At 61.0% G+C, this 18,435-nt stretch carries 17 protein-coding genes and 1 pseudogene; 11 read left to right on the top strand and 7 right to left on the bottom strand.

Annotation, left to right across the window (positions count from 1 at the left end; all coding sequences use genetic code 11):
• The first annotated feature begins 225 nt into the window (after positions 1-225).
• The 5 genes and pseudogenes from AB7C87_RS20810 to AB7C87_RS20830 all read left to right on the top strand — a co-directional run.
• Complete coding sequence (locus AB7C87_RS20810; RefSeq protein WP_369731438.1) at positions 226-1,794, top strand: ABC1 kinase family protein; 1,569 nt, start codon at positions 226-228, stop codon at positions 1,792-1,794.
• Positions 1,795-1,884: 90 nt separating this feature from the next.
• Positions 1,885-2,508: a metal-dependent hydrolase gene (locus AB7C87_RS20815; RefSeq protein ID WP_369731439.1), complete on the top strand. Its 624-nt coding sequence runs from the start codon at positions 1,885-1,887 to the stop codon at positions 2,506-2,508.
• Positions 2,509-2,679: 171 nt separating this feature from the next.
• The gene (locus AB7C87_RS20820; RefSeq protein WP_369731440.1) at positions 2,680-3,720 is read left to right on the top strand and encodes an ABC transporter ATP-binding protein; all 1,041 of its coding nucleotides are present in this window, start codon (positions 2,680-2,682) and stop codon (positions 3,718-3,720) included.
• Entirely contained in the window at positions 3,713-4,498 is a 786-nt protein-coding gene (locus AB7C87_RS20825; protein ID WP_369731441.1) for an ABC transporter permease subunit, read from the top strand. Before AB7C87_RS20820 ends, AB7C87_RS20825 begins: the two co-directional genes overlap by 8 nt.
• A gap of 179 nt (positions 4,499-4,677) precedes the next feature.
• A pseudogene (locus AB7C87_RS20830) lies at positions 4,678-4,771 on the top strand (IS5/IS1182 family transposase); the annotation flags it as partial.
• A 35-nt stretch (positions 4,772-4,806) separates the two neighbouring features.
• On the opposite strand, the gene AB7C87_RS20835 reads toward AB7C87_RS20830, so the two are convergent.
• Positions 4,807-5,487 (bottom strand): cyclase family protein, encoded by a 681-nt coding sequence (locus AB7C87_RS20835; RefSeq protein WP_369731442.1) that lies wholly within the window; start codon positions 5,485-5,487, stop codon positions 4,807-4,809.
• Positions 5,488-6,100: 613 nt separating this feature from the next.
• Here AB7C87_RS20835 and AB7C87_RS20840 point away from each other — a divergent pair.
• Entirely contained in the window at positions 6,101-7,096 is a 996-nt protein-coding gene (locus tag AB7C87_RS20840) for a TatD family hydrolase (protein ID WP_369731443.1), read from the top strand.
• A 40-nt stretch (positions 7,097-7,136) separates the two neighbouring features.
• On the opposite strand, the gene AB7C87_RS20845 is transcribed toward AB7C87_RS20840, so the two are convergent.
• From AB7C87_RS20845 to AB7C87_RS20855, 3 genes are all read right to left on the bottom strand, one after another.
• The gene (locus AB7C87_RS20845; RefSeq protein ID WP_369731444.1) at positions 7,137-7,598 is read right to left on the bottom strand and encodes a DoxX family protein; all 462 of its coding nucleotides are present in this window, start codon (positions 7,596-7,598) and stop codon (positions 7,137-7,139) included.
• A 111-nt stretch (positions 7,599-7,709) separates the two neighbouring features.
• Complete coding sequence (locus AB7C87_RS20850) at positions 7,710-9,053, bottom strand: glycerate kinase type-2 family protein (RefSeq protein ID WP_369731445.1); 1,344 nt, start codon at positions 9,051-9,053, stop codon at positions 7,710-7,712.
• A 100-nt stretch (positions 9,054-9,153) separates the two neighbouring features.
• Positions 9,154-9,615: a flavin reductase family protein gene (locus AB7C87_RS20855; protein ID WP_369731446.1), complete on the bottom strand. Its 462-nt coding sequence runs from the start codon at positions 9,613-9,615 to the stop codon at positions 9,154-9,156.
• A gap of 254 nt (positions 9,616-9,869) precedes the next feature.
• Between AB7C87_RS20855 and AB7C87_RS20860 the strand changes: the two genes are divergently transcribed.
• Both AB7C87_RS20860 and AB7C87_RS20865 read left to right on the top strand, forming a co-directional pair.
• The gene (locus AB7C87_RS20860) at positions 9,870-10,262 is read left to right on the top strand and encodes a VOC family protein (RefSeq protein ID WP_369731447.1); all 393 of its coding nucleotides are present in this window, start codon (positions 9,870-9,872) and stop codon (positions 10,260-10,262) included.
• 225 nt (positions 10,263-10,487) lie between these two features.
• Positions 10,488-10,886, top strand: a complete 399-nt coding sequence (locus AB7C87_RS20865; RefSeq protein ID WP_369731448.1) for a universal stress protein — start codon at positions 10,488-10,490, stop codon at positions 10,884-10,886.
• A gap of 318 nt (positions 10,887-11,204) precedes the next feature.
• Here AB7C87_RS20865 and AB7C87_RS20870 read toward each other — a convergent pair whose 3' ends face one another.
• A complete protein-coding gene (locus tag AB7C87_RS20870; protein WP_369731449.1) occupies positions 11,205-12,203 on the bottom strand; it encodes a branched-chain amino acid ABC transporter permease in 999 nt (332 codons plus the stop codon).
• Positions 12,200-13,066, bottom strand: a complete 867-nt coding sequence (locus AB7C87_RS20875; protein ID WP_369731450.1) for a branched-chain amino acid ABC transporter permease — start codon at positions 13,064-13,066, stop codon at positions 12,200-12,202. Before AB7C87_RS20875 ends, AB7C87_RS20870 begins: the two co-directional genes overlap by 4 nt.
• 229 nt (positions 13,067-13,295) lie before the next feature.
• On the opposite strand from AB7C87_RS20875, the gene AB7C87_RS20880 reads away from it, so the two are divergent.
• Positions 13,296-14,075 carry an SDR family NAD(P)-dependent oxidoreductase gene (locus AB7C87_RS20880; protein ID WP_369731451.1) on the top strand — a complete coding sequence of 260 codons (780 nt, stop codon included), beginning with the start codon at positions 13,296-13,298 and terminating at the stop codon, positions 14,073-14,075.
• Between the two features lie 387 nt (positions 14,076-14,462).
• Here AB7C87_RS20880 and AB7C87_RS20885 read toward each other — a convergent pair whose 3' ends face one another.
• Positions 14,463-15,593: an LLM class flavin-dependent oxidoreductase gene (locus tag AB7C87_RS20885; RefSeq protein WP_369731452.1), complete on the bottom strand. Its 1,131-nt coding sequence runs from the start codon at positions 15,591-15,593 to the stop codon at positions 14,463-14,465.
• Between the two features lie 202 nt (positions 15,594-15,795).
• On the opposite strand from AB7C87_RS20885, the gene AB7C87_RS20890 reads away from it, so the two are divergent.
• The gene (locus AB7C87_RS20890; protein ID WP_369731453.1) at positions 15,796-16,749 is read left to right on the top strand and encodes a VOC family protein; all 954 of its coding nucleotides are present in this window, start codon (positions 15,796-15,798) and stop codon (positions 16,747-16,749) included.
• A gap of 174 nt (positions 16,750-16,923) precedes the next feature.
• Positions 16,924-17,988 carry a 2,3-butanediol dehydrogenase gene (locus AB7C87_RS20895; protein ID WP_369731454.1) on the top strand — a complete coding sequence of 355 codons (1,065 nt, stop codon included), beginning with the start codon at positions 16,924-16,926 and terminating at the stop codon, positions 17,986-17,988.
• Positions 17,989-18,435: the final 447 nt, after the last annotated feature.

The following is an 18,435-nucleotide window of genomic DNA, read 5'->3' on the forward strand; positions in this document are numbered from 1 at the left end:
GACACCGAAGTCTCCCCGCTTCAACTCCTTTGATTTACTGACCTTTCCCGACGCCGTCTAGTGATTCAACGCAGCCGACTTTGTCCACACGTGGTGTCCCGTTGGGCTTCGCTACCGGGTCGCTCTCGTGAAACTCGTCTTCAAAACCATTGACGTATTTGTGCCCGGCGTTCGAACGCGACCTATGGACGGGAGACCAGGTAGCGATCACGGTCGAGCCGAGCAATGAGGGGCTATTACTTCCGATACCTGCAGGTGCTCGTTCGATTTCTCCCGATCGCGATCGCATTCCTCCGAGACCGCCGGCGGTTTCTCCTGTTCGGCCCGCCACGGCAGATTTCGACGGCGGCCCACCGCGACCGCGCAGAACGGCTCACCGAGACGATGCTCGATCTCGGCCCGGCGTTCATCAAGGTGGGACAGGTACTGTCGACGCGGCCGGATATCGTCCCGCCGACGTATGTCGATGTCTTGGCAACGCTCCAGGACGAAGTCCCCGAATCGACGGGCGGAGAGCCGTTGAACGTCGTCGAATCCGAACTCGGCGACGAACTCGACCTCGAGACGCTCGAGCCAGTCGCCGGTGGATCGCTCGCGTTCGTCTACACCGTCGAATACGACGGTGAGCGAATCGCGCTGAAGGTCAGGCGACCCGACCTCGCCTCGGTTATCGAACGCGACTTACGCGTCATCAGGGGATTCGTCCCCGTGATCGCGATGTTCGCCGACGAACGCCAGCGTTACTCGCTCGAAAACGTCACCGACGATTTCGAGGCGATCATCCTCGACGAACTGGACTTCGAGCGTGAAGCGTCGATCATGGCCGAGATTCGATCGAACGTCGCGGACGACGATCGGGTTCGGATCCCCGCCACGTATCCCGAGTTCTGTTCGGATCGTGTCGTCGCGATGGAGTACGTCGACGGTGAGAAGATCACGAACGACCGTGCGCTTGCGGATGCCGGGATCGAACCGTCCGAGATGGCGACGCTGGTGTTCCAGACGTATCTGAAAATGGGTCTCGTCGACGGCACATTCCACGCCGATCCACACCCCGGGAATCTCGCGGTAACCGACGACGGCCAACTGGTGATCTACGACTACGGGATGAGCCAGCGGCTGACGGCACAGGAGCAAGAAGACATCGCGAAACTCTATCGGTCGCTGGTCCGACGCGACGTCGACGACCTGTTGAACACGCTCATCGCCCTCGGCGTTCTCGAGCCAACGGTCGACCGAACCGCGGTTCGACAGGTCCTCGAGCTCGTTATCCAGAACCTCGAGGGGCGATCCGAGATCACGTGGCGGTCGATTATCACCGAGTTACTAACGATGCTCCACGATTTCCCGTTTCGAATTCCGCCGAACGTGATGTTACTGGTTCGGGTCGGAACGATCGGCGAAGGAGTCTGTCGGAGCCTCGACCCGGAATTCGATTTTATCTCCGTCACACGATCGTTTCTCGTCGATCACGGATTCATCGAGAACGAACTCGAAGCGCTGATCGACGAGGTACGCGACGACCTCCGGAAGTCGGTGCCCGTCCTCGCACGGGCCCCCGCCCGATTCGACACCGTCTTCGGACAGCTCGAACGGGGCGACCTCGTCGTCAGAACTGCGCCGGTCGAGTCGACGGCGAACGGAGACACGGCGGTCGGCTACGCCGTACTCTCCGGCTCATTCGTCGTCGCGGCTGCCGTACTCACGTTTCACGAACGGCCCCTCGAGGTCGTGAGCGCGTTACTTGCACTCGTATTTCTCGGCCAGTACGTCCGGTGTCGGCGACGATCCTGAGCGAGGCTACGACGATACTCACACCGTGTTGTGGAGTGCTACCGAGAATCAGATACGTTGAAGGTGTTATGTCCCTTTTGGAAGGACACGATGATGCTTCCAACCCACGCGCTCAGCGGGATGGTACTCGCATTGCCGCTACTCGTCGTGGCTCCGGAGTATGCATCCATCGGCCTCGTGGCGGGGTTGGTCGGCGGCATCTTCCCCGATCTCGATCTGTATTTCGGTCATCGGAAGACCCTCCACTTCCCGATCTACTACAGCGTGTTCGCCGCCGTTGCAACGGCCGGCGCGCTCCTCACGCCGACAGTCGCAACCGTCGGTGTCGCCGTATTCTTGCTCAGTGGCGCCGTCCATTGCGTGACTGACATCCTCGGAAGCGGGCTCGAGTTGCGTCCGTGGGAAGGCACCTCCGAGCGAGCAGTCTACGACCATTATCGCGGCACGTGGATCCCACCCCGTCAGCTGATCCAGTACGACGGCTCGCCAGCAGACCTGTTTCTGTCGGGGCTACTTGCGGTTCCGCTGCTGTATGCACTCGAGGGGGTATTTCGGTGGATTGTAATCGGTGCTGTCATCGTCGCAGTCGCCTACACCGCGCTCAGACGTGTTCTCGCCGATTTGGCTGTCGTCGTCGTCCGGGTACTACCGGCGAGCGTGACTCCCTACGTTCCGGAGCGTTATCTCGAAGACCTCGAGCCAGCCCGCTCGTAGCAAACGGCAGGTCGGCACCAACGCAGAGTTGTCCCACTGAGGTGAGTGGTCCGTTCCGACAGTTCGTGGACTGGAAAGAGAAGTTCACGGATGGGAGGAGACAACGCTCGCGCCGAACTTTTGAACTGTAGCCTGCCCAGACTAATGTACCCAAACGGTGTAACCGCGGCCATGACGGCGATCGAACTCGAGGGGCTCACGAAGGACTACGGGGACGTCCTCGCCGCTGACGACCTGACGTTCAGCGTCGAAACGGGAGAGATATTCGGGTTCCTCGGGCCCAACGGCGCCGGCAAGACGACGACGATACGGTTGTTGCTCGGGTTCATCTCACCGACTGCAGGGTCGGCGACGGTGCTCGACCGGGACGTCACGGACGAACGAGCGCTCATCGACGCCAAGCGTCGGATCGGCTACCTCTCGGACGATCCCGCCTTCGACGAGCAGGCGACTGGTACGGAGATCCTCGACCTTCACGCGTCGATCAAAGGCGACGACCGGCGAGACGAACTCCTCGAGGCGTTCGAACCGCCCCTCGAGCGGCAGGTCCGGGACTACTCCCGGGGCAACGTCCAGAAACTCGGCATCGTCACGACGTTCATGCACGATCCTGATCTGGTGATTCTCGACGAACCGACGAGCGGACTCGATCCACTGATGAAACAGCGGTTCGACGACTTCCTGCGGTCCGAACGTCGACAGGGCGTGACGGTGTTTTTCTCCTCGCACGTGCTGAGCGAAGTACGACGACTCTGTGACCGCGTTGGGATTATTCGCGACGGGCGATTGGTCACGATCGAACCGATCGACACCCTGTTGACCCGAAGTGGAAAGGCCGTTCGAATCGCGAGCGCGACGCCGATCCCGACCGCGACGCTCGAGATCGAGGGAGTCCACGATCTGGAGACGGTATCGAGTACTGATGGTGACGAGGGTAGATCGGAAACGGTTACGGGCGGAGACGGAGACGGGAACGACCGAGCACGCGAAGCGGAACCGCCGGCTCAGCCGCACGTTCGAGGGTCGACGAACCGGGCGGCGAACTCCGACGCGACGGAGACGTTCACCGAGTGTACGTTCACCTTTACGGGCGACGTGAACGCGTTACTCGGCCGGCTCACCGAGTACGAACTGACGGATCTCTCGGTCGAGGAAGCGCCCCTCGAGGACGTGTTTCTCCGGTTTTATGGTGGTGACGACGAGGATGCTTGAGTTCCTGCGATACGACGGGCGCAAACGGATCAGGGGGAGCCTGTACGTCTCGATCGGGCTGGCGCTTTTGGCCGCGGTCGTCATCTGGGTCTTTCCCTCCTTTCAGGAGTCGTTCGAGGGTGACGAGTTGCTCGAGGCGTATCCGGAAGGGGTGTTACAGCTGTTTGACATCCAGACGATGGCGTCGCTCGAGGGATTCCTCGCGTTCGAACTCTACGTCTTCGGCTGGACGATCCTGTTCGGACTCTACGTCGCCTACAGCGCCGCAGAGGTGATCGCCGCCGACGTCGATCGCGGCCGCATGGACACTCTGCTGGCGATGCCGATCTCCCGCGCTCGCTTGCTCGCCGAGCGCTTTGGCGCACTCTCGGTCCCGATTCTCACGATAAACGTTCTCGTGCCGCCGGTCGTCCTCGTGGGGGCGTGGCTCATCGACGAGCGCATCGCCGTCGTCGACGTGATCGCCGTCCACGCGCTCTCGATTCCGTACCTGTTCGCCTGCGGAGCCATCGGCATCGTCTGTTCTGTCGCCTTCGACCGGGCGGGAATCGCCCAGCGGGCCGCCCTCGGCGTCACGTTCGGGCTCTTCCTCCTCGAGTCGTTGCTCCAGGAGACCGACTACGAGGCAGTCGGTGCGATCGCTCCGATGCGGTACTTCGACCCGAACGAGATCCTGCTCGAGGGAACGTACGATCTCGCTGGCGCGGCGGTTCTGATCGCGATGACGGTCGTCCTCGTTGGTGTGGCTCAGCTCTGGTTCACTCGGAAGGACATCTAATATAGTAGCCACTGAAAGTCAGTGCGCACCCGATCGCACGAGGGGGGCGCGGTTCGGAACGAGTGGACACGAGTGAGAACCGCGAAGATGCGAGCGGGGAACACAGTGACACGTGAGCTATGCGATCAGTGTGCAAACAGTTTCAGTTGTCACTATAGAGTTAACTCGACACTCAATCGAAATACGGTGCGTTCATCCGCTCACGACGCTGGTGGAAGCAGTTCCGTGACTCACCATTGCCTGCTAATTCATAACGTAACCCGATCACTCTGAGCGGTCAATACAGAGGATGTAGTCACCAGAGCAGTTCAGGGTAGTTCTGCAAACGCTCGGATCGGCATTGCAGCCGTCTGGGTCGCTTTAATTGGGACCGCAAACAACCGGAAGGAGTCCTCGAAAAGAGCGTCCAATCCAGTCATGTTCTCGACGATGTAAATTTCCTCGTCGAGAAAGCGCGTATGGGCAGGTCGTGACGGATTGCGGTGGTCATCGATATTGATCGTATCGACACCGACCAGACCCACGTTTTCATCGATTAGTCTGTCGATCAGCGCGTCTGAAATATACGGATACGATCGATACGTTTCTGTCCCCCAGTGATCGTCCCACCCGAAGTTGAATAGGACAGCCCGATTTTCGAGATTACGGTCGGTAGGCAACGCATTGACACCGAGTTCATCGTACGGCTTCAGTCCTCGGGCATCAACGACAACACCCGGTAACACGAGTTCGTCGATATCGAGATCGCCAATGTCACGACCATCTGGGTAGCGATGATACGGAGAGTCGAGGTACGTGCCGACCGACGTTTGAAACGTGACCTCCGTGACCTCGAACGCGGACTCTCCATCGTAGAAGGATTCGGACTCTTCGTGAGTGAAAAACGGCTGTATCTCCGCCGTATACTCGGTAACTGTCCCGTCTTCGTCTTCCATACGGAAGCCCGGCATCCCATCTTCGAAGGAATGGCTGAGATCTACGAAACTCATAGAGATAGCTACGAGTGTATCGAAGTAAATAGTGTAGATACAGTCTTCAGCGAGCAGCTGTTTCAGAAAAGAAAGTGTCCGAATGAAAAATTTCAACAAATATAGATGTGAAAATGGTGTGGTCCATGCGTCAATCGTTCCAGTTGGAGTGATATCGCTCGCCAGTTGTACGGGGAGTCGACGATGGTCTACCGACTGGATATCCTCACAACCGGGCTCGAACGTCGTACCAGACTTCTATACTGCTACTCGAAATATGTTTTTACACCAATAGTAGTGGTCGTGTTTGGACAGGTCCTTCGATCGAATTCGAGCGTTTCGAACTATTTAGTGGGGTTCAGCGGTTACAAACGAATTATCGAAAGCGTCTGAGCCAGGTCCTTTGCGAAAACACGTCCGACGACAGTTCTGTTTCCCAGGCGGTCCGTACTTCAGATACTCCGCCCGAACAAGCTCGATGTCGTCGTCCCTGACAGAGGAGGTGTTGACCTATCTTTCTGGCAATATATGAAAGGTATATTCGTATACCCTCGTATTATTGGTAGTTCGGTATGTTCACCAGCCGAACCCGTCTCCGGCAGAATAATGCGATCGATGGGCGTATTGACGAGGGATGAACGACGAGTATCCGACGGCCCGACCGATCGCTCGAGTGGCCCGCGAAGACGCCGGAAACGACGACGAGACGGAGCTACCGAACGTACCCTGGGTCGACGTTCACAACCACGCACACACGCTCTCGTGGGGTGATCGGGAGAAGTACGCGCTGAGCGGCTGCGAGTCGATGGTCACGATGGCGGCGGGCTACCACTGGACACCGTACCGACCGGTCGAGCCGGCGGACGTCAGGTATCTCTGGGACGACGCACTCGCCCGCCTCGGTGGGATCAACGACGCACACCCGTTCGATGCCTCCCTCGGAATCGGGATCCACACGGGCGCTCGAGTCGATCGCGTCGACGAACTGCTTTCGGTAATGCCGTCGTACCTCGAACTCGAGGAGGTCGACGCGGTCGGCGAGGTCGGGCTCACCCCCTCCCAACACGGCTCCCGGTGGCCACTCGAGGAACAAAAAGCAGTGACGAGAGCGCAGTTCCAGCTGGCCCGGGAGTACGACCTACCGGCGATTACGCACACGCCCTCCGACCCCGACGACGTCGACGTGCCGTTTCGCGAACGGAGACGAATGCCCGGCTACGAGAAAGAATCGTCGCTCCAGCGCGAGCCCGTCTTCGGGTCCGAGAACGTCAAGCGCGATGCCATCGAACACTGCCTGGAACTCAAAGACGAGGCCGGACTGGCGGACGATCGGCTGGTCCTCTCACACGGGACGACCGAGGTCGCTCCGTTCGTCCTCGAGAACACCGACTGTTACCTGAGCTTTACCGTGAGTTACCCGTGGCTACTCGGCGTCGGAGCCCGGGACGTCGCGGCCGTCATCGACGAGTACGGACCGGAACGCGTCCTCGTCGAGACCGACGCCGCGAACGTACTCCGCGGGGACGCCTTCGCGTTCAAACGAACGATCTTCGACCTCTACCGGATGGGGATCGACGTCGAGACGATTCGGACGGTCGTCTACGAGAACCCGCAGTCGTTACTCGAGTGACAGGCGTCCACCAGCCGTAAGATGGGTTCGATAGCCCTGGTCAGAGGACGGCGATACCGGCCGAGTACGGCCACGTGACGCCGCTCAGCGCGAGAAAGACGAGCGCGCCGCCGAGAAGCCCGACATTTTTCAGGAAGTTGATCATTTCGGATTGCTTCTGGTCTTCGGGGACGGCCCAGAAATCGTGAAAGAGCGGCGTCGCGACGAGGAGGAACAGAGCCATCGCACCGGCTGCGAGCGTCGGAACGATTCCGAACGCGATCCCCACGCCGCCGAATAAGAGCATTCCGCCGCTAAAGAGGACGGCCAGTTTCGGCGCAGGAAGCCCCTTGGCGCCGGCGTAGCCCGCCATCGCCTCCGTATCCAGGAAGTGATTGATGCCGTTGAACGCGAGGATCGCGCCGAAGAGCAATCGGCCGACGAGGAACAGTTCGGCCGCGAGTGGGCCGGCGAACGCGTCGGTCTGGAGCGGTACGAGTTCGAGTCCGGATGCAGGTATCATAATGCAATCGCTCCGTTCGAATCGGCCGCGTATATACGTTCCCGGATGCAAGAGTTACCAGATAACGTGAGTGTTACCGGAAGAAACGCGGCTTCCGAATAGGCGACGTGACTACTCGCCGACGACGAAGAGCCGCAGATCGTTGACGTTCGTTCCGCTCGGGCCGGTCCGGAGGAGCGCATCGACGTCATCGAGGAGCGTTCCGGCGTCGTTTCGGGCCAGCGCCTCCCTGGCGTCGGCGGAGTCGATTTCGGTTGCCAAGACGACCGCACCGGCGGCGTCCGACGCCCCGTCGATTCCGTCCGTGTCGACACCGGCGACGACGATCGGTTCGTCCGCGAGTTCGGCCGCAGCGCTCACGACGAACTCCTGGTTCGGCCCGCCCTGGCCCGGATCATCCGCGAGCGTAACCGTCGTCTCCCCGCCCGAGAGGAGGACGACCGGCGGGGACGCCGGGTTCCCCGTCTCGGCGCACTCCCGGGCGATAGCCGCGTGGGTCTTGCCGGCCTCGCTAGCCTCGCCCTCGACGCTCGAGGAGAGGACGACGGTGTCGTACCCTTGCTCGGTCGCGGCTTCCCGTGCAGCATCGATTGCGGTCCAGCCGTTGGCGAGGATGCTCGTCGTCACGTCGTCGAACACCGAATCGTCCGCCGTCGGCGTCTCGGAATGTGTGCCGGCGGCGCCGGCCTCGAGATGATCGGCGACGGCCGCCGGCGGATCGATCCCGTACCGGTCGAGGACGGCGAGCGCATCGGCGTACGTCGTCGGGTCGGGTACGAGCGGACCGCTTGCAATGACCGAGAGGTCGTCGCCCACGACGTCGCTGAGCGTCAAACCGACGACCGTCGCCGGTGCGACCGCCTGCGCGAGACGACCACCTTTGATCGCCGAGAGGTGTTTTCTGACCGCGTTGATCTCGTCGATCGAGGCACCGCTCGAGAGCAACGCCTCGGTCGTCGATTGGAGATCCGACAGCGCGAGGTCGGCCGCCGGCGCCGCGAGCAAGGCACTGCCGCCGCCGGTGATACAACCGACGACGAGATCGTTCGCCGTCGCCGACTCGGCGACCGACAGCACACGGCGGGCACCCTCGACACAGCGGTCGGTCGGAACGGGGTGATCCCCCTCGACCACCTCGACGACGTCCGTCGGTTCGACGTCGTCGGTGACGACGGCGCCACCGGAGAGATGGTCGCCGAACAGTTCCTCGAGTTCGCGAGCGAACTGGCCGGAGGCGTTTCCGCCGCCGAGGACGAGCACCCGGTCGTACGCCTCGAGATCGTAGACGAGATCCTCCGAGTGGGATTCGGCCGAGACGACGAACCGGCCGTCGTCGACGCTGAGCGAACTGTCGGTTACCGTAGACGGGTGTGCCGCCTCGATACCGCGGTCGAGACACGCGAGTGCGACCGACCGCGCCGTCGATTCCGTGGAGGTCCAAGCCTCTTCGATCATACGCCCTCGTCGTCCCGGAGACGCCTTGTAACTATCGTCGAAGAATGGGGTGAAACCGTCGGAACGAACGGACCGGAGACGGTCCGGCCGCCCTCGAGAGCTACTCGGCGAGTTCCTCGTAGCTTCCCTGGTAGAAGATCAGCGGCTGATCGTCGGAGTTCTGTACGGCGGCGTCCTCGACGCGGCCGACGAAGATCGTGTGGTCGCCACCTTCGTGTTCGGCCTCGATACTGCAATCGAGATACGCGAGCGTATCCTCGAAGATGGGCGCGCCGGTCTCGGATCGGAAGAGGTCGATACCCTCGAACGGGTCGTCCATCTCGTGGTGCTGGCCCGCAAAGCGGTTCGAAAGCTCCTCTTGATCCGCAGTGAGGATGTTGATCGCGTAGTTGTCCGCCTCCTCGAGCAGGTCGTGAGAGCTTGCGCCGACGTCACAGTTCCACAGCACCAGCGGCGGGTCCAACGACAGCGACGTAAAGGAGTTGACCGTCAGCGCGTGGTCTTCGCCGTCGAGCGTAAACGTCACGACAGTTACGCCGGTGGCAAAGTTACCGAGAACCATCCGTAAATCGTCACCAGATATCATTGTGCTAGTTCGGTCACACGCCCGTACTAAATAGCTTTCTGTGCCGGTTCGTCGGCCGCCCCGTCTAGCGGTCGTCCGTCGTGAGTGGGCCCCCACGGCCGGCTTCGATCGTCTCCTGTGATCGTTCGACGGTCGGTTCCGTTCGACGCTCGAGACCGGCGGATAGCCGAAACATATCGACGGATAGCCGAGACACATACAGTTATACGCGACGAGTCCAACCGTCCAGTATGGCACCGTCGCTTCATCAGTCGTTACTCACGGTATCGGACCTCGAAACGTCGGTCGCGTTCTACGAAGACGTCATCGGCCTCGAGACGACGCAGGAAAAAGAGACCAACGTCGAGTTCGAGACGGGACAGTGTACGCTGGTCCTCGAGGAGGACTTCGACGAGGACGTCCTCGAGGCGTTCGGCCTCTCGGAACCCGGGGACGTTCGAGGGGAGGGCGTAATCGTCGCGATCGAAGTCGACGACGCTGACGACGTCGACGAGATTCACCAACGCGCTGAGGACGAGGGTGTAACCGTCCGGATGGAGCCGAAAGACGTCAGCTGGGGTCGACGAATGATGCTTCTCGCGGACCCCGACGAGTACACGATCGAAATCTCGTCACCGCTGTAGGAGCCGAACCCGGTTGGCCAAGATCGAACAACAATCGCTCGATCGAACGCACATAACTCGTGGGGATCGTTGGCCACCGGTTCCGGTTCGTTCGTGATCGAATCGCCCCCTTGGGTCGAGAGCTACCAGGAAACGGACTCCTGGTGGCTGGGCCGGTCGAAACCCGGTGACCGGCGGGAGAACGGTCGATACTATTATTTCCCACCGCCGAATCGGATCAACTGTATGTTCACAGTTGTCGCAGGAATCGACGAAAACGAGAACCGCGCTACGGCGATCGCAGACGCGATCGAATCGCTCCCTGGAAGCGACGAGACGAGCGTCGTACTCGTCCACTCGTTCACCGATAACCCCGAAGGCGCGTCGATCGACCAGATCGGAGCCGTTCGACGAGTGAAAGAGCGCCTCGAGTCGGACGGGATCGACGTCCGACTCGACGAGCAAAGCGGCGATCCCGCGACGACCCTTCTCGAGGCCGCGGCCGACCACGATGCGGACCTAGTCGCCGTCGGCGCGAGAGAGCGCTCGCCCGCAGGAAAAGCGGTCTTCGGAAGCGTTACCCAGAGCGTCATTCTCGAGGGCGACCGATCGGTGCTCGTCTGTACCGTCGACGATTTCGAATAGAGTTGGCGCTTTCCTCGGACGAATTCCCCCTCTTCGAACGTTCGTACCAGTTGCAACGGCGCACACAGGTCGTAGCCCCCGATTCTCGCCTACGGTGGGACTCGCGGATCGCCTCCTCGTTCCCACGACGCGGCTCGGAGCGAGCGAGAACCGCGTCATGCGAACGGCGACCAGCGTGAGCCGGGAGCGAACGAAGTGACGAGAACCGCACTCGACGCTACGATCAGATATCCACAGACGTGCAGTGGCTACTGTAGTTGACGGACGACACAACAGGAGTCGCCCACGAGAAAAGGTGTAGTCGCGGTCGAAACCGATTCAGCGATTCGGTATTTTACTCGAGAGTTCGAACTGGTCGTCGACGTACCGGGTCGCCTGATTGATGTAGTAGACGAGCCCCTGCCTGAACGCCAGGAACAGGAACAACAACAGGAGTCCGAAGATGGCCGTCCGGTACTGTGCGGCCGATCCCTGTAACTGGAAGTCGATGTAGACGACGAGTGCCGCCCCGAGGATCGGGCCGTACATCGTCCGGATACCGCCGACGATGAGGATGATCAAGACGAGAACGTCGATCTCGTTGAACGCGAACATGCCGGGGAGGACGAACCCCTGAAGCTGGACGTAGAACGGGCCGATGAACCCGATCACGAAAGTCGCGATGAAGCCGGCGAGCGTCTTGTACCGGACGACGTCGATCCCCGCCGCTTCGGCGGCGACTTCGTCCTGGCGGATCGTCTCGAACGCGAGCCCGTACTGGGAGCCGATCAGCCGCTGGTAGACGAGGAGCGCACCCACGAGAATGCCGAGGAAGATGTAGTAGAGGACGACGTGTTCGTGGACGCCGAGTGACTCCTGGACGGTCTCGAGGCCGAGACCGGAGAACCGGAATCCAGTGTCACCGCCGGTGAGTCCGCGTGCACCGGTAAACACCTCGATTATCGCGAACTGGAGTGCGAGTGTGAGAATCGAGATAACGATCACCGTCAGACTCCGCCGGGCGGCGACGTAACAGACCATTCCGCCGACGATGCCGGCGAGCAACGCACCAGGGATGACCGTCGCCCAGGGAGAGATCCCGAGCGAGTCGGCGAGTAACGCGGTCGAGTAGGCACCGATCCCCGTCAACGCACCGGTAAACAGGAGCAACTGATCGGTGTGGCCGAACACGATGTTGAGTGCGATCGCAAGCGTCGCGAATATCAACACCAGCATAAACATTCGAGAGATGTACGTCGCCCCTTCGCGGAAGAATAGCGGAGGGACGAGAGCCAGTGCCCCGACGACCAGCGGAAGGTATGCGCGTTGGAGATTCATGCTATCTGCTCCGGTTTTGCGAGGAGAACGACGATGGCGACTGCGAACAGTGCGATCTGCGAGACGTACGCGCCAGCGTAAGCGCTCGCGAACGTGACGACGAGACCGAGGCCGATGCCCGCGATGACGGTACCCGTAATACTCGTCACGCCGCCGACGATCGAGACCATGACGGCGTAAATCGTCAGCTGAAATGCCGAGGCGATGTTCACCTCGTAAGAGAAACTATAGAGGATGCCGGCGATCGCCGCGATAACGGTGCTCAGGATGAACACGACCGTTCGCGTCTTGCGGACGTCGATCCCACAGAGGATCGCCCCCACCTCGTCTTGCATCACCGTTCGCATCGCCTTGCCTGCGTACGTTCGGCTGAAAAGCAAGTACAGCGCGACGAACGTCAGGAGTCCAACGGCGATCACGCCGATCGACGATCCCCTGATGTAGAGGCCCGCGATCTCCATCGACGGAATGCCCGCCGAGAGCGTGTAGTGATTCGGATACTGAAGGACGAGTAGTCCCTCGAGGAGGATACCGAACCCGAGCGTGGTGAAGATGCCGAGCATCACCCGTTCTTCCCCCTCCGAACTGTAGATAAACGGCAACAGCGATCGGTCGACGATCAGTCCGAAGACGCCGACGAGAACGACCGCGAGAACGATCGCGACTGCGAGGTTCGGGATGAATCCGAGGAGTCCGAGAACCACGAGGATGGCGATAATCGAAAAGACGCCGATCGCGAGGTTCAACACACCACCCATCCCGAACACGAGAGTAATTCCAAGCCCCAACAACGCGAACACGAGACCACGACTGATCCCGTCTACGGTTAACTCTAGTACACTTGTGATTGTATCGGTTGGCATTCTCCGCTCTCTTTAATAACTCAGTAAGGGTAGTATGTACATACGCTATGCGGCAACTATTGCCTCGTGAGTGGGTCACACTCACAAGGGGATTGACTCGAAGACCAGACTCGATGCCAGAACCGATCGTCGATCGATTCGACCGTCCACGTCGATTCAGGTAAGATCAACCGATGACGTGTGCGTACAATGCACAACGTTTATTCTGTCACCGGGGAATCCGTGAAATATGTCCGAGTTGTTAGCCGACAAGACAGCAGTCGTTACCGGTGGAGCAAGTGGCATCGGCCGCGGAATCGTCCTCGCACTCGCAGAACACGGCGCGGACGTCGTCGTCGCCGACCTCGAGAAGACGAACCGCGTCCCCGACGCGGCACCCGTCCTCGAGGCGGTCGAAGACGAGACCAACTCGCGCGCGGCGTTCGTCGAGTGCGACGTCTCGAACCGCGAGGATCTGGAGGCGGCCGTCGACCGGGCCGAGGAGTTCGGCGGAATCGACATCATGGTCAACAACGCGGGTATCGTTCGAGGCGTCGAGTTCCTCGAGGCGACCGAGGAGGACTTCGAGTCGGTGATCGACGTCAATCTCAAGGGGACGTACTTCGGCTGTCAGGTAGCAGCACAGCGAATGGTCGACAACGGCGGCGGCTCGATCATCAACATCGCGAGTACGGCGACCGAGAAGGGATTCGCGGATCCGGGTGCGGACCTCTACAGTGCGACGAAAGGCGGCGTTCGGTCGCTGACGTTCTCCCTGGCCGAAATTCTGGGGCCGGACGTTCGAGTCAACGCGATCCAGCCCGGGTTTACGACCGAGACGGGACTCGCCGTCGACAACCACGACGAGGAAGTCGAACGCGAACGGGCAAAAGAGACGTCGCTCGACCGGCTGGGAACGCCGAAGGATCCGGGCAACGCGGCGGTCTTCTTCGCGAGCGAACTGTCGGAGTACGTCACCGCGGAAACGTTGTTCGTCGACGGCGGATGGGTTCGCGTCGGCGGTCCGTAAGCGGCGTCGACGACGAAACGAGCACATTTTCGGCGGGTGCGCTCACGAGCGAGTCCGTTTGGGCCGATTTTCAGGAATCGACCAGCAGTCGATCCGTTGTGCCGTCTCGAGGCAACCTGTAGTCGATCAGTCCCACCATGGCAGGGGTCAGGTAGCCGAGTGAGTCCGCGTCTGGGCGAGGGCGTCTCAGACGGTTTACTGTCAGTCAGTTCCGGCGCAACCACCGTCCGGGTCGCGGTTGTGCCGGAACATCGGTACAGTAATTCGTGTCAGCAAAGAGAAGGAAGACCGTGCTCGCAAATGCCAGGGTCCGGCGGCGAGCAGGGTACGCAGTGGTTTTCGTCGGTGTGAACTCGCTATCCACTCGTGGCGCGTTCGATCACGACCTTACAGCTTCTCGATCTCCGGCATGACCTCGTCGGCAAACAGCTCGAGGCTCTTCTCGGCACGGTCTTTTGGCATGTTGCCGTACTGGAACTGGCCCGCGAGGCGGCCGAATCCGCCGACGATCTCGTACTGGCGTTCGATCTCTGAGACCACGTACTCCGGGTCGCCGACGATGACCTCGCCGAAGTCGTGGAACTCCTCGAAGTCGAAGTTGTACGCGAGTTCGCCGTGCGGGTGGAGATTCTCGACGTACTTCTCGTGGTCGTCCGGATCGTACGATTCGCCCATCATGTGCGCGGTCGCACCGAGATGGACGCCAGCGGTGAGCTTCTCGTAGAGGAACTCGAGGTGTTCTTCGGCTTCCTCTTTTGCCTGTTCCATCGTCTCGGCGACGTACACCATCCGACTGATGGTGAACTTGTCGTCACCCGGCGTCCAGTCGTAGTCCTCCTCGGCGAATTCGCGGTAGGTGTCGAAGAACTCGCGCATCTTCTCCGGCGGGTTGAAGACGGAGCCGATCGGAATTTGGTTCTTCGCGGCGAAGCGAAGCGACTCGTCGCTCTCGGCGGGCATCCACAGTGGCGGGTGGGGGTCCTGGTACGGTCGCGGCCAGGCGTAGACGTTCTCGTACTGGAAGTGCTCGCCATCGTGGTCGAAGGGCTCGTCTTCCGTCCACGTTCGGACGATCAGGTCCCAGGCTTCCTCGAAGCGACTCCGCGAGTCCTCGATGTCGATCCCGTAGGCCGCGTACTCGGTCGGGATACCACGCGGGAAGCCGCTGATGATTCGTCCCTCGCTGATGTTGTCGAGCATCGCGATCTCCTCGGCGAGTCGAACGGGGTTCTCACGAACCGGGATGACGTTGCCGAAGAACGCGAGTTTGATGTCGTCGGTTCGAGCCGCCATGTTCGCGGCGGTGACGACCGGCGACGGCTGAAGGCCGTACGCGGAGAAGTGGTGTTCGTTGAATCCGATTCCGTCGTAGCCGAGTTCCTCCGCTTGCTCGAGAACGTCGAGATACTCGTTGTAGTACTCGGCCCCGAGCTCGGCGTCGTAGGTATCGTTCGGGAACGGCCACGCATCGTCAGTTGCCGCTTTATACGGCATGAGATGGAACACGAAGGTTTCCATACAGAGGGTGGTTCGTTCATACCATAAATAATTTGTGAGTTTCGAGGGAAATCCACCGGACGGAATCGGTGAATCGAGTGGACGGACCCGCACGTGTTCGGTCCGTTCGATTCACCGTCAGACCGGACGAAAACCGGCTTCCGCGACGGTATAAACAAAAATATTATGTAGTTCCACGCTCTCACCTCTGCTGTGGCATAACATGGCGACAATTAACGGATTACACCACGTGACAGCGTTCTGTGACGAACCGCAGGAGAACTACGACTTCTTTACCGACGTCTTGGGCCTCCGATTCGTCAAGCGAACCGTTCGCTTCGACGTTCCAGAAAAAATCTACCACCTGTACTACTCCGACTACGACGGGACGCCCGGCACGGTCATCACCTACTTCCCGATGACCAACATGCCGATGGAGGACGGACTCCCAGGCAAAGGCCAGACGACCGCCGTCGGCCTCACCATCCCCGAAGGCTCCGTCGACTACTGGCAGGATCGCTTCGACGAGCACGACGTCGAGTACGAGACCTCCGAGCGCTTCGACGAGACGGCCATCGCGTTTACGGATCCCGACGGCACGCCGTACGAACTCGTCACCGGCGAATCCGACATCGATCCGGTCAGTGACAGCGACGTTCCGGACGAGTACGGCATCCGCGGCATGCACGGCGCCTCGGTCCACTCGAACGACCCGCAGGGGACCTGTGACGTCCTCGAGACGATGGGCTGGGAACGCGTCGGCTGGGACGAGCACTTCCAGGCGGCCGACCGCATCCGGTACGAAGCCCCCGAGTCCGAAGGCCACGGCGACGTCGTCGACGTCCTCGTGCGACCGAACGCGCCCCAGGGCGTCCTCGGCATCGGCACCTGGCTCCACATCGCGTTCCGCTGTCAGAACAACTGGGAACAGGACCAGGTGAGCGACAACCTGCGCGAGAACGGCTACATCACCACGTCGCCGAAAGACCGCGACTACTTCCGCTCGCGGTACATCACCGAACCCGGCGGAGCCGTCTTCGAGTACGCGACCGACGGCCCCGGCTTCACGGCCGACGAGGATCTCGACGAACTGGGCGAGGAGATGCGCAAGCCCGACTGGCTCGACATCGACCTCGAGGAGATCGAGCGGATGCTCCCCAACCTCCAGACGAACTAGTCGCCCCACCGACAGACGAATCGAGCGCTCCCACTTTTGCGGTTTTGCGATTTCCTGATCACCCGACAGCCTCGAGACCCGCTGGACGAGTATCTGCCACTCTCGAGACCCGCTGGAGGATGGCGGGCGCAATCAATGCGTGTTATTACCATGGAGTGTGAATAGCCGCCCGTAATGAGAGCCGCACGGTATCACGGCCCAGAAGACGTCCGTATCGAAGAGATCGAATCGCGGCCCCTCGAGTCGAACGAACTCCGAGTCGACGTCGCGGCGTGTGGAATCTGTGGATCTGACCTCCACGAGTACGCCGCGGGACCGATCACGGTTCCCGAAGAGCCCCACCCGGTGACCGGCGAATCGCTCCCGCTCCGACTCGGTCACGAGATCGGTGGGACCGTCGCCGAAGTCGGCGAAGACGTCGACCTGGCGGAGGGAACGACTGTCGCGATCAATCCGATTATCTACTGTGGGGAGTGTCGGTACTGCGACCAGGGAGACTACCACCTCTGTGATTCGAACGGGTTCGTCGGCCTCTCCGGAGCCGGAGGCGGTTTCGCCGAGGAAATCGTCGTCGACGCCGAACGGGTCGTCCCCGTCCCCGACGGCGTCCCGCCCGAACTGGCCGCGCTCGTCGAACCCTTCACCGTCGGCCTCCACGCGATCCACCAGTCGGGTCTCGAGGCCGGCGACGCCGTCGCCGTCTTCGGAAGCGGCCCGATCGGCCTCACGGTCGTTCAGGCGGCCCGGGCGGCCGGGGCCGGGCCGATCTTCGTCTCCGAACCCAACGACGCTCGGCGCGAACTCGCGGCGGAGTGCGGTGCGGACGTGTTGATCGATCCGATCGAAGACGATCCCGAAGCACAGATCGTCGACGAGATCGGGCGTCACGCCGACGTCGCCTTCGAGGTCGCGGGGATCGAGGCGACCGTCAACCAGGCGATCCGTGCGACGAAACCCGGTGGAACCACCGTCATCGTCAGCCTCTTCGAAGAGACGGTCGCGATTCACCCCAACGATCTCGTGATGAAAGAACGGACGCTCGTCGGAACGGCGGCGTTCGAAGGAGGGCCACTCTCCGGTCGCGAGTTCGAGACGACGATCCGAAATATCGCCACCGGTGACCTCGACCCCGAACTCCTCGTCACCTCGCGAATCGACCTCGAGAATCTGGTCGACGACGGCTTCGAACAGCTTCTCGCCGACGACAACGAACACGTCAAGATCCTCGTTCGGCCCTGAACTCATCGGGTCGGCATCGAGTCTCGCCCTGGACCAACTCGTTTCGAACCCTGGCAAACCGGACGTGCGACTGCGACTGCGACTATTGTAGCCACTGCAGGTCTTGCACACCTGATCGCCAGACGAGCGCGGTTCGGAGCGTGCGCGGTTCGGAGCGTGCGCGGTTCAGAGCGAACGGAGTGAGCGAGAACCGCGAGAATGCGAACGGGGAGGAACGACCCGTGAGCGAACAGAGTGAGCGAGAACCGCGGGAAAGCGAACGGGGAACGAACGTGACCCGTGAGCGAACGGAGTCGTTCGAACGACCGCTGGTCGTTCGTGATGACGAAAATCTTCGATTTTCGAACCATGAACGAGAACCGCGCAACGGCGAACGGGGAACGCAGTGACCCGTGAGCTATGCGATCAGTGTGTAAATCGTTTCAGCTGTGAGGATAGCAGACGAAT

Source organism: Natrarchaeobius versutus, from assembly GCF_041205745.1.
Taxonomy (GTDB): domain Archaea; phylum Halobacteriota; class Halobacteria; order Halobacteriales; family Natrialbaceae; genus Natrarchaeobius; species Natrarchaeobius versutus.

What these genes read in the sequence shown, in the direction of transcription:
- AB7C87_RS20815 (WP_369731439.1), top strand. Translation starts at nt 1,885, where the DNA reads ATGATGCTTCCAACCCACGCGCTCAGCGGGATGGTACTCGCATTGCCG.
- AB7C87_RS20835 (WP_369731442.1), bottom strand. Translation starts at nt 5,487, where the DNA reads ATGAGTTTCGTAGATCTCAGCCATTCCTTCGAAGATGGGATGCCGGGC.
- AB7C87_RS20850 (WP_369731445.1), bottom strand. Translation starts at nt 9,053, where the DNA reads ATGATCGAAGAGGCTTGGACCTCCACGGAATCGACGGCGCGGTCGGTC.
- AB7C87_RS20820 (WP_369731440.1), top strand. Translation starts at nt 2,680, where the DNA reads ATGACGGCGATCGAACTCGAGGGGCTCACGAAGGACTACGGGGACGTC.
- AB7C87_RS20870 (WP_369731449.1), bottom strand. Translation starts at nt 12,203, where the DNA reads ATGAATCTCCAACGCGCATACCTTCCGCTGGTCGTCGGGGCACTGGCT.
- AB7C87_RS20855 (WP_369731446.1), bottom strand. Translation starts at nt 9,615, where the DNA reads ATGGTTCTCGGTAACTTTGCCACCGGCGTAACTGTCGTGACGTTTACG.
- AB7C87_RS20895 (WP_369731454.1), top strand. Translation starts at nt 16,924, where the DNA reads ATGAGAGCCGCACGGTATCACGGCCCAGAAGACGTCCGTATCGAAGAG.
- AB7C87_RS20865 (WP_369731448.1), top strand. Translation starts at nt 10,488, where the DNA reads ATGTTCACAGTTGTCGCAGGAATCGACGAAAACGAGAACCGCGCTACG.
- AB7C87_RS20885 (WP_369731452.1), bottom strand. Translation starts at nt 15,593, where the DNA reads ATGGAAACCTTCGTGTTCCATCTCATGCCGTATAAAGCGGCAACTGAC.
- AB7C87_RS20825 (WP_369731441.1), top strand. Translation starts at nt 3,713, where the DNA reads ATGCTTGAGTTCCTGCGATACGACGGGCGCAAACGGATCAGGGGGAGC.
- AB7C87_RS20860 (WP_369731447.1), top strand. Translation starts at nt 9,870, where the DNA reads ATGGCACCGTCGCTTCATCAGTCGTTACTCACGGTATCGGACCTCGAA.
- AB7C87_RS20890 (WP_369731453.1), top strand. Translation starts at nt 15,796, where the DNA reads ATGGCGACAATTAACGGATTACACCACGTGACAGCGTTCTGTGACGAA.
- AB7C87_RS20875 (WP_369731450.1), bottom strand. Translation starts at nt 13,066, where the DNA reads ATGCCAACCGATACAATCACAAGTGTACTAGAGTTAACCGTAGACGGG.
- AB7C87_RS20845 (WP_369731444.1), bottom strand. Translation starts at nt 7,598, where the DNA reads ATGATACCTGCATCCGGACTCGAACTCGTACCGCTCCAGACCGACGCG.
- AB7C87_RS20810 (WP_369731438.1), top strand. Translation starts at nt 226, where the DNA reads ATGAGGGGCTATTACTTCCGATACCTGCAGGTGCTCGTTCGATTTCTC.
- AB7C87_RS20840 (WP_369731443.1), top strand. Translation starts at nt 6,101, where the DNA reads ATGAACGACGAGTATCCGACGGCCCGACCGATCGCTCGAGTGGCCCGC.
- AB7C87_RS20880 (WP_369731451.1), top strand. Translation starts at nt 13,296, where the DNA reads ATGTCCGAGTTGTTAGCCGACAAGACAGCAGTCGTTACCGGTGGAGCA.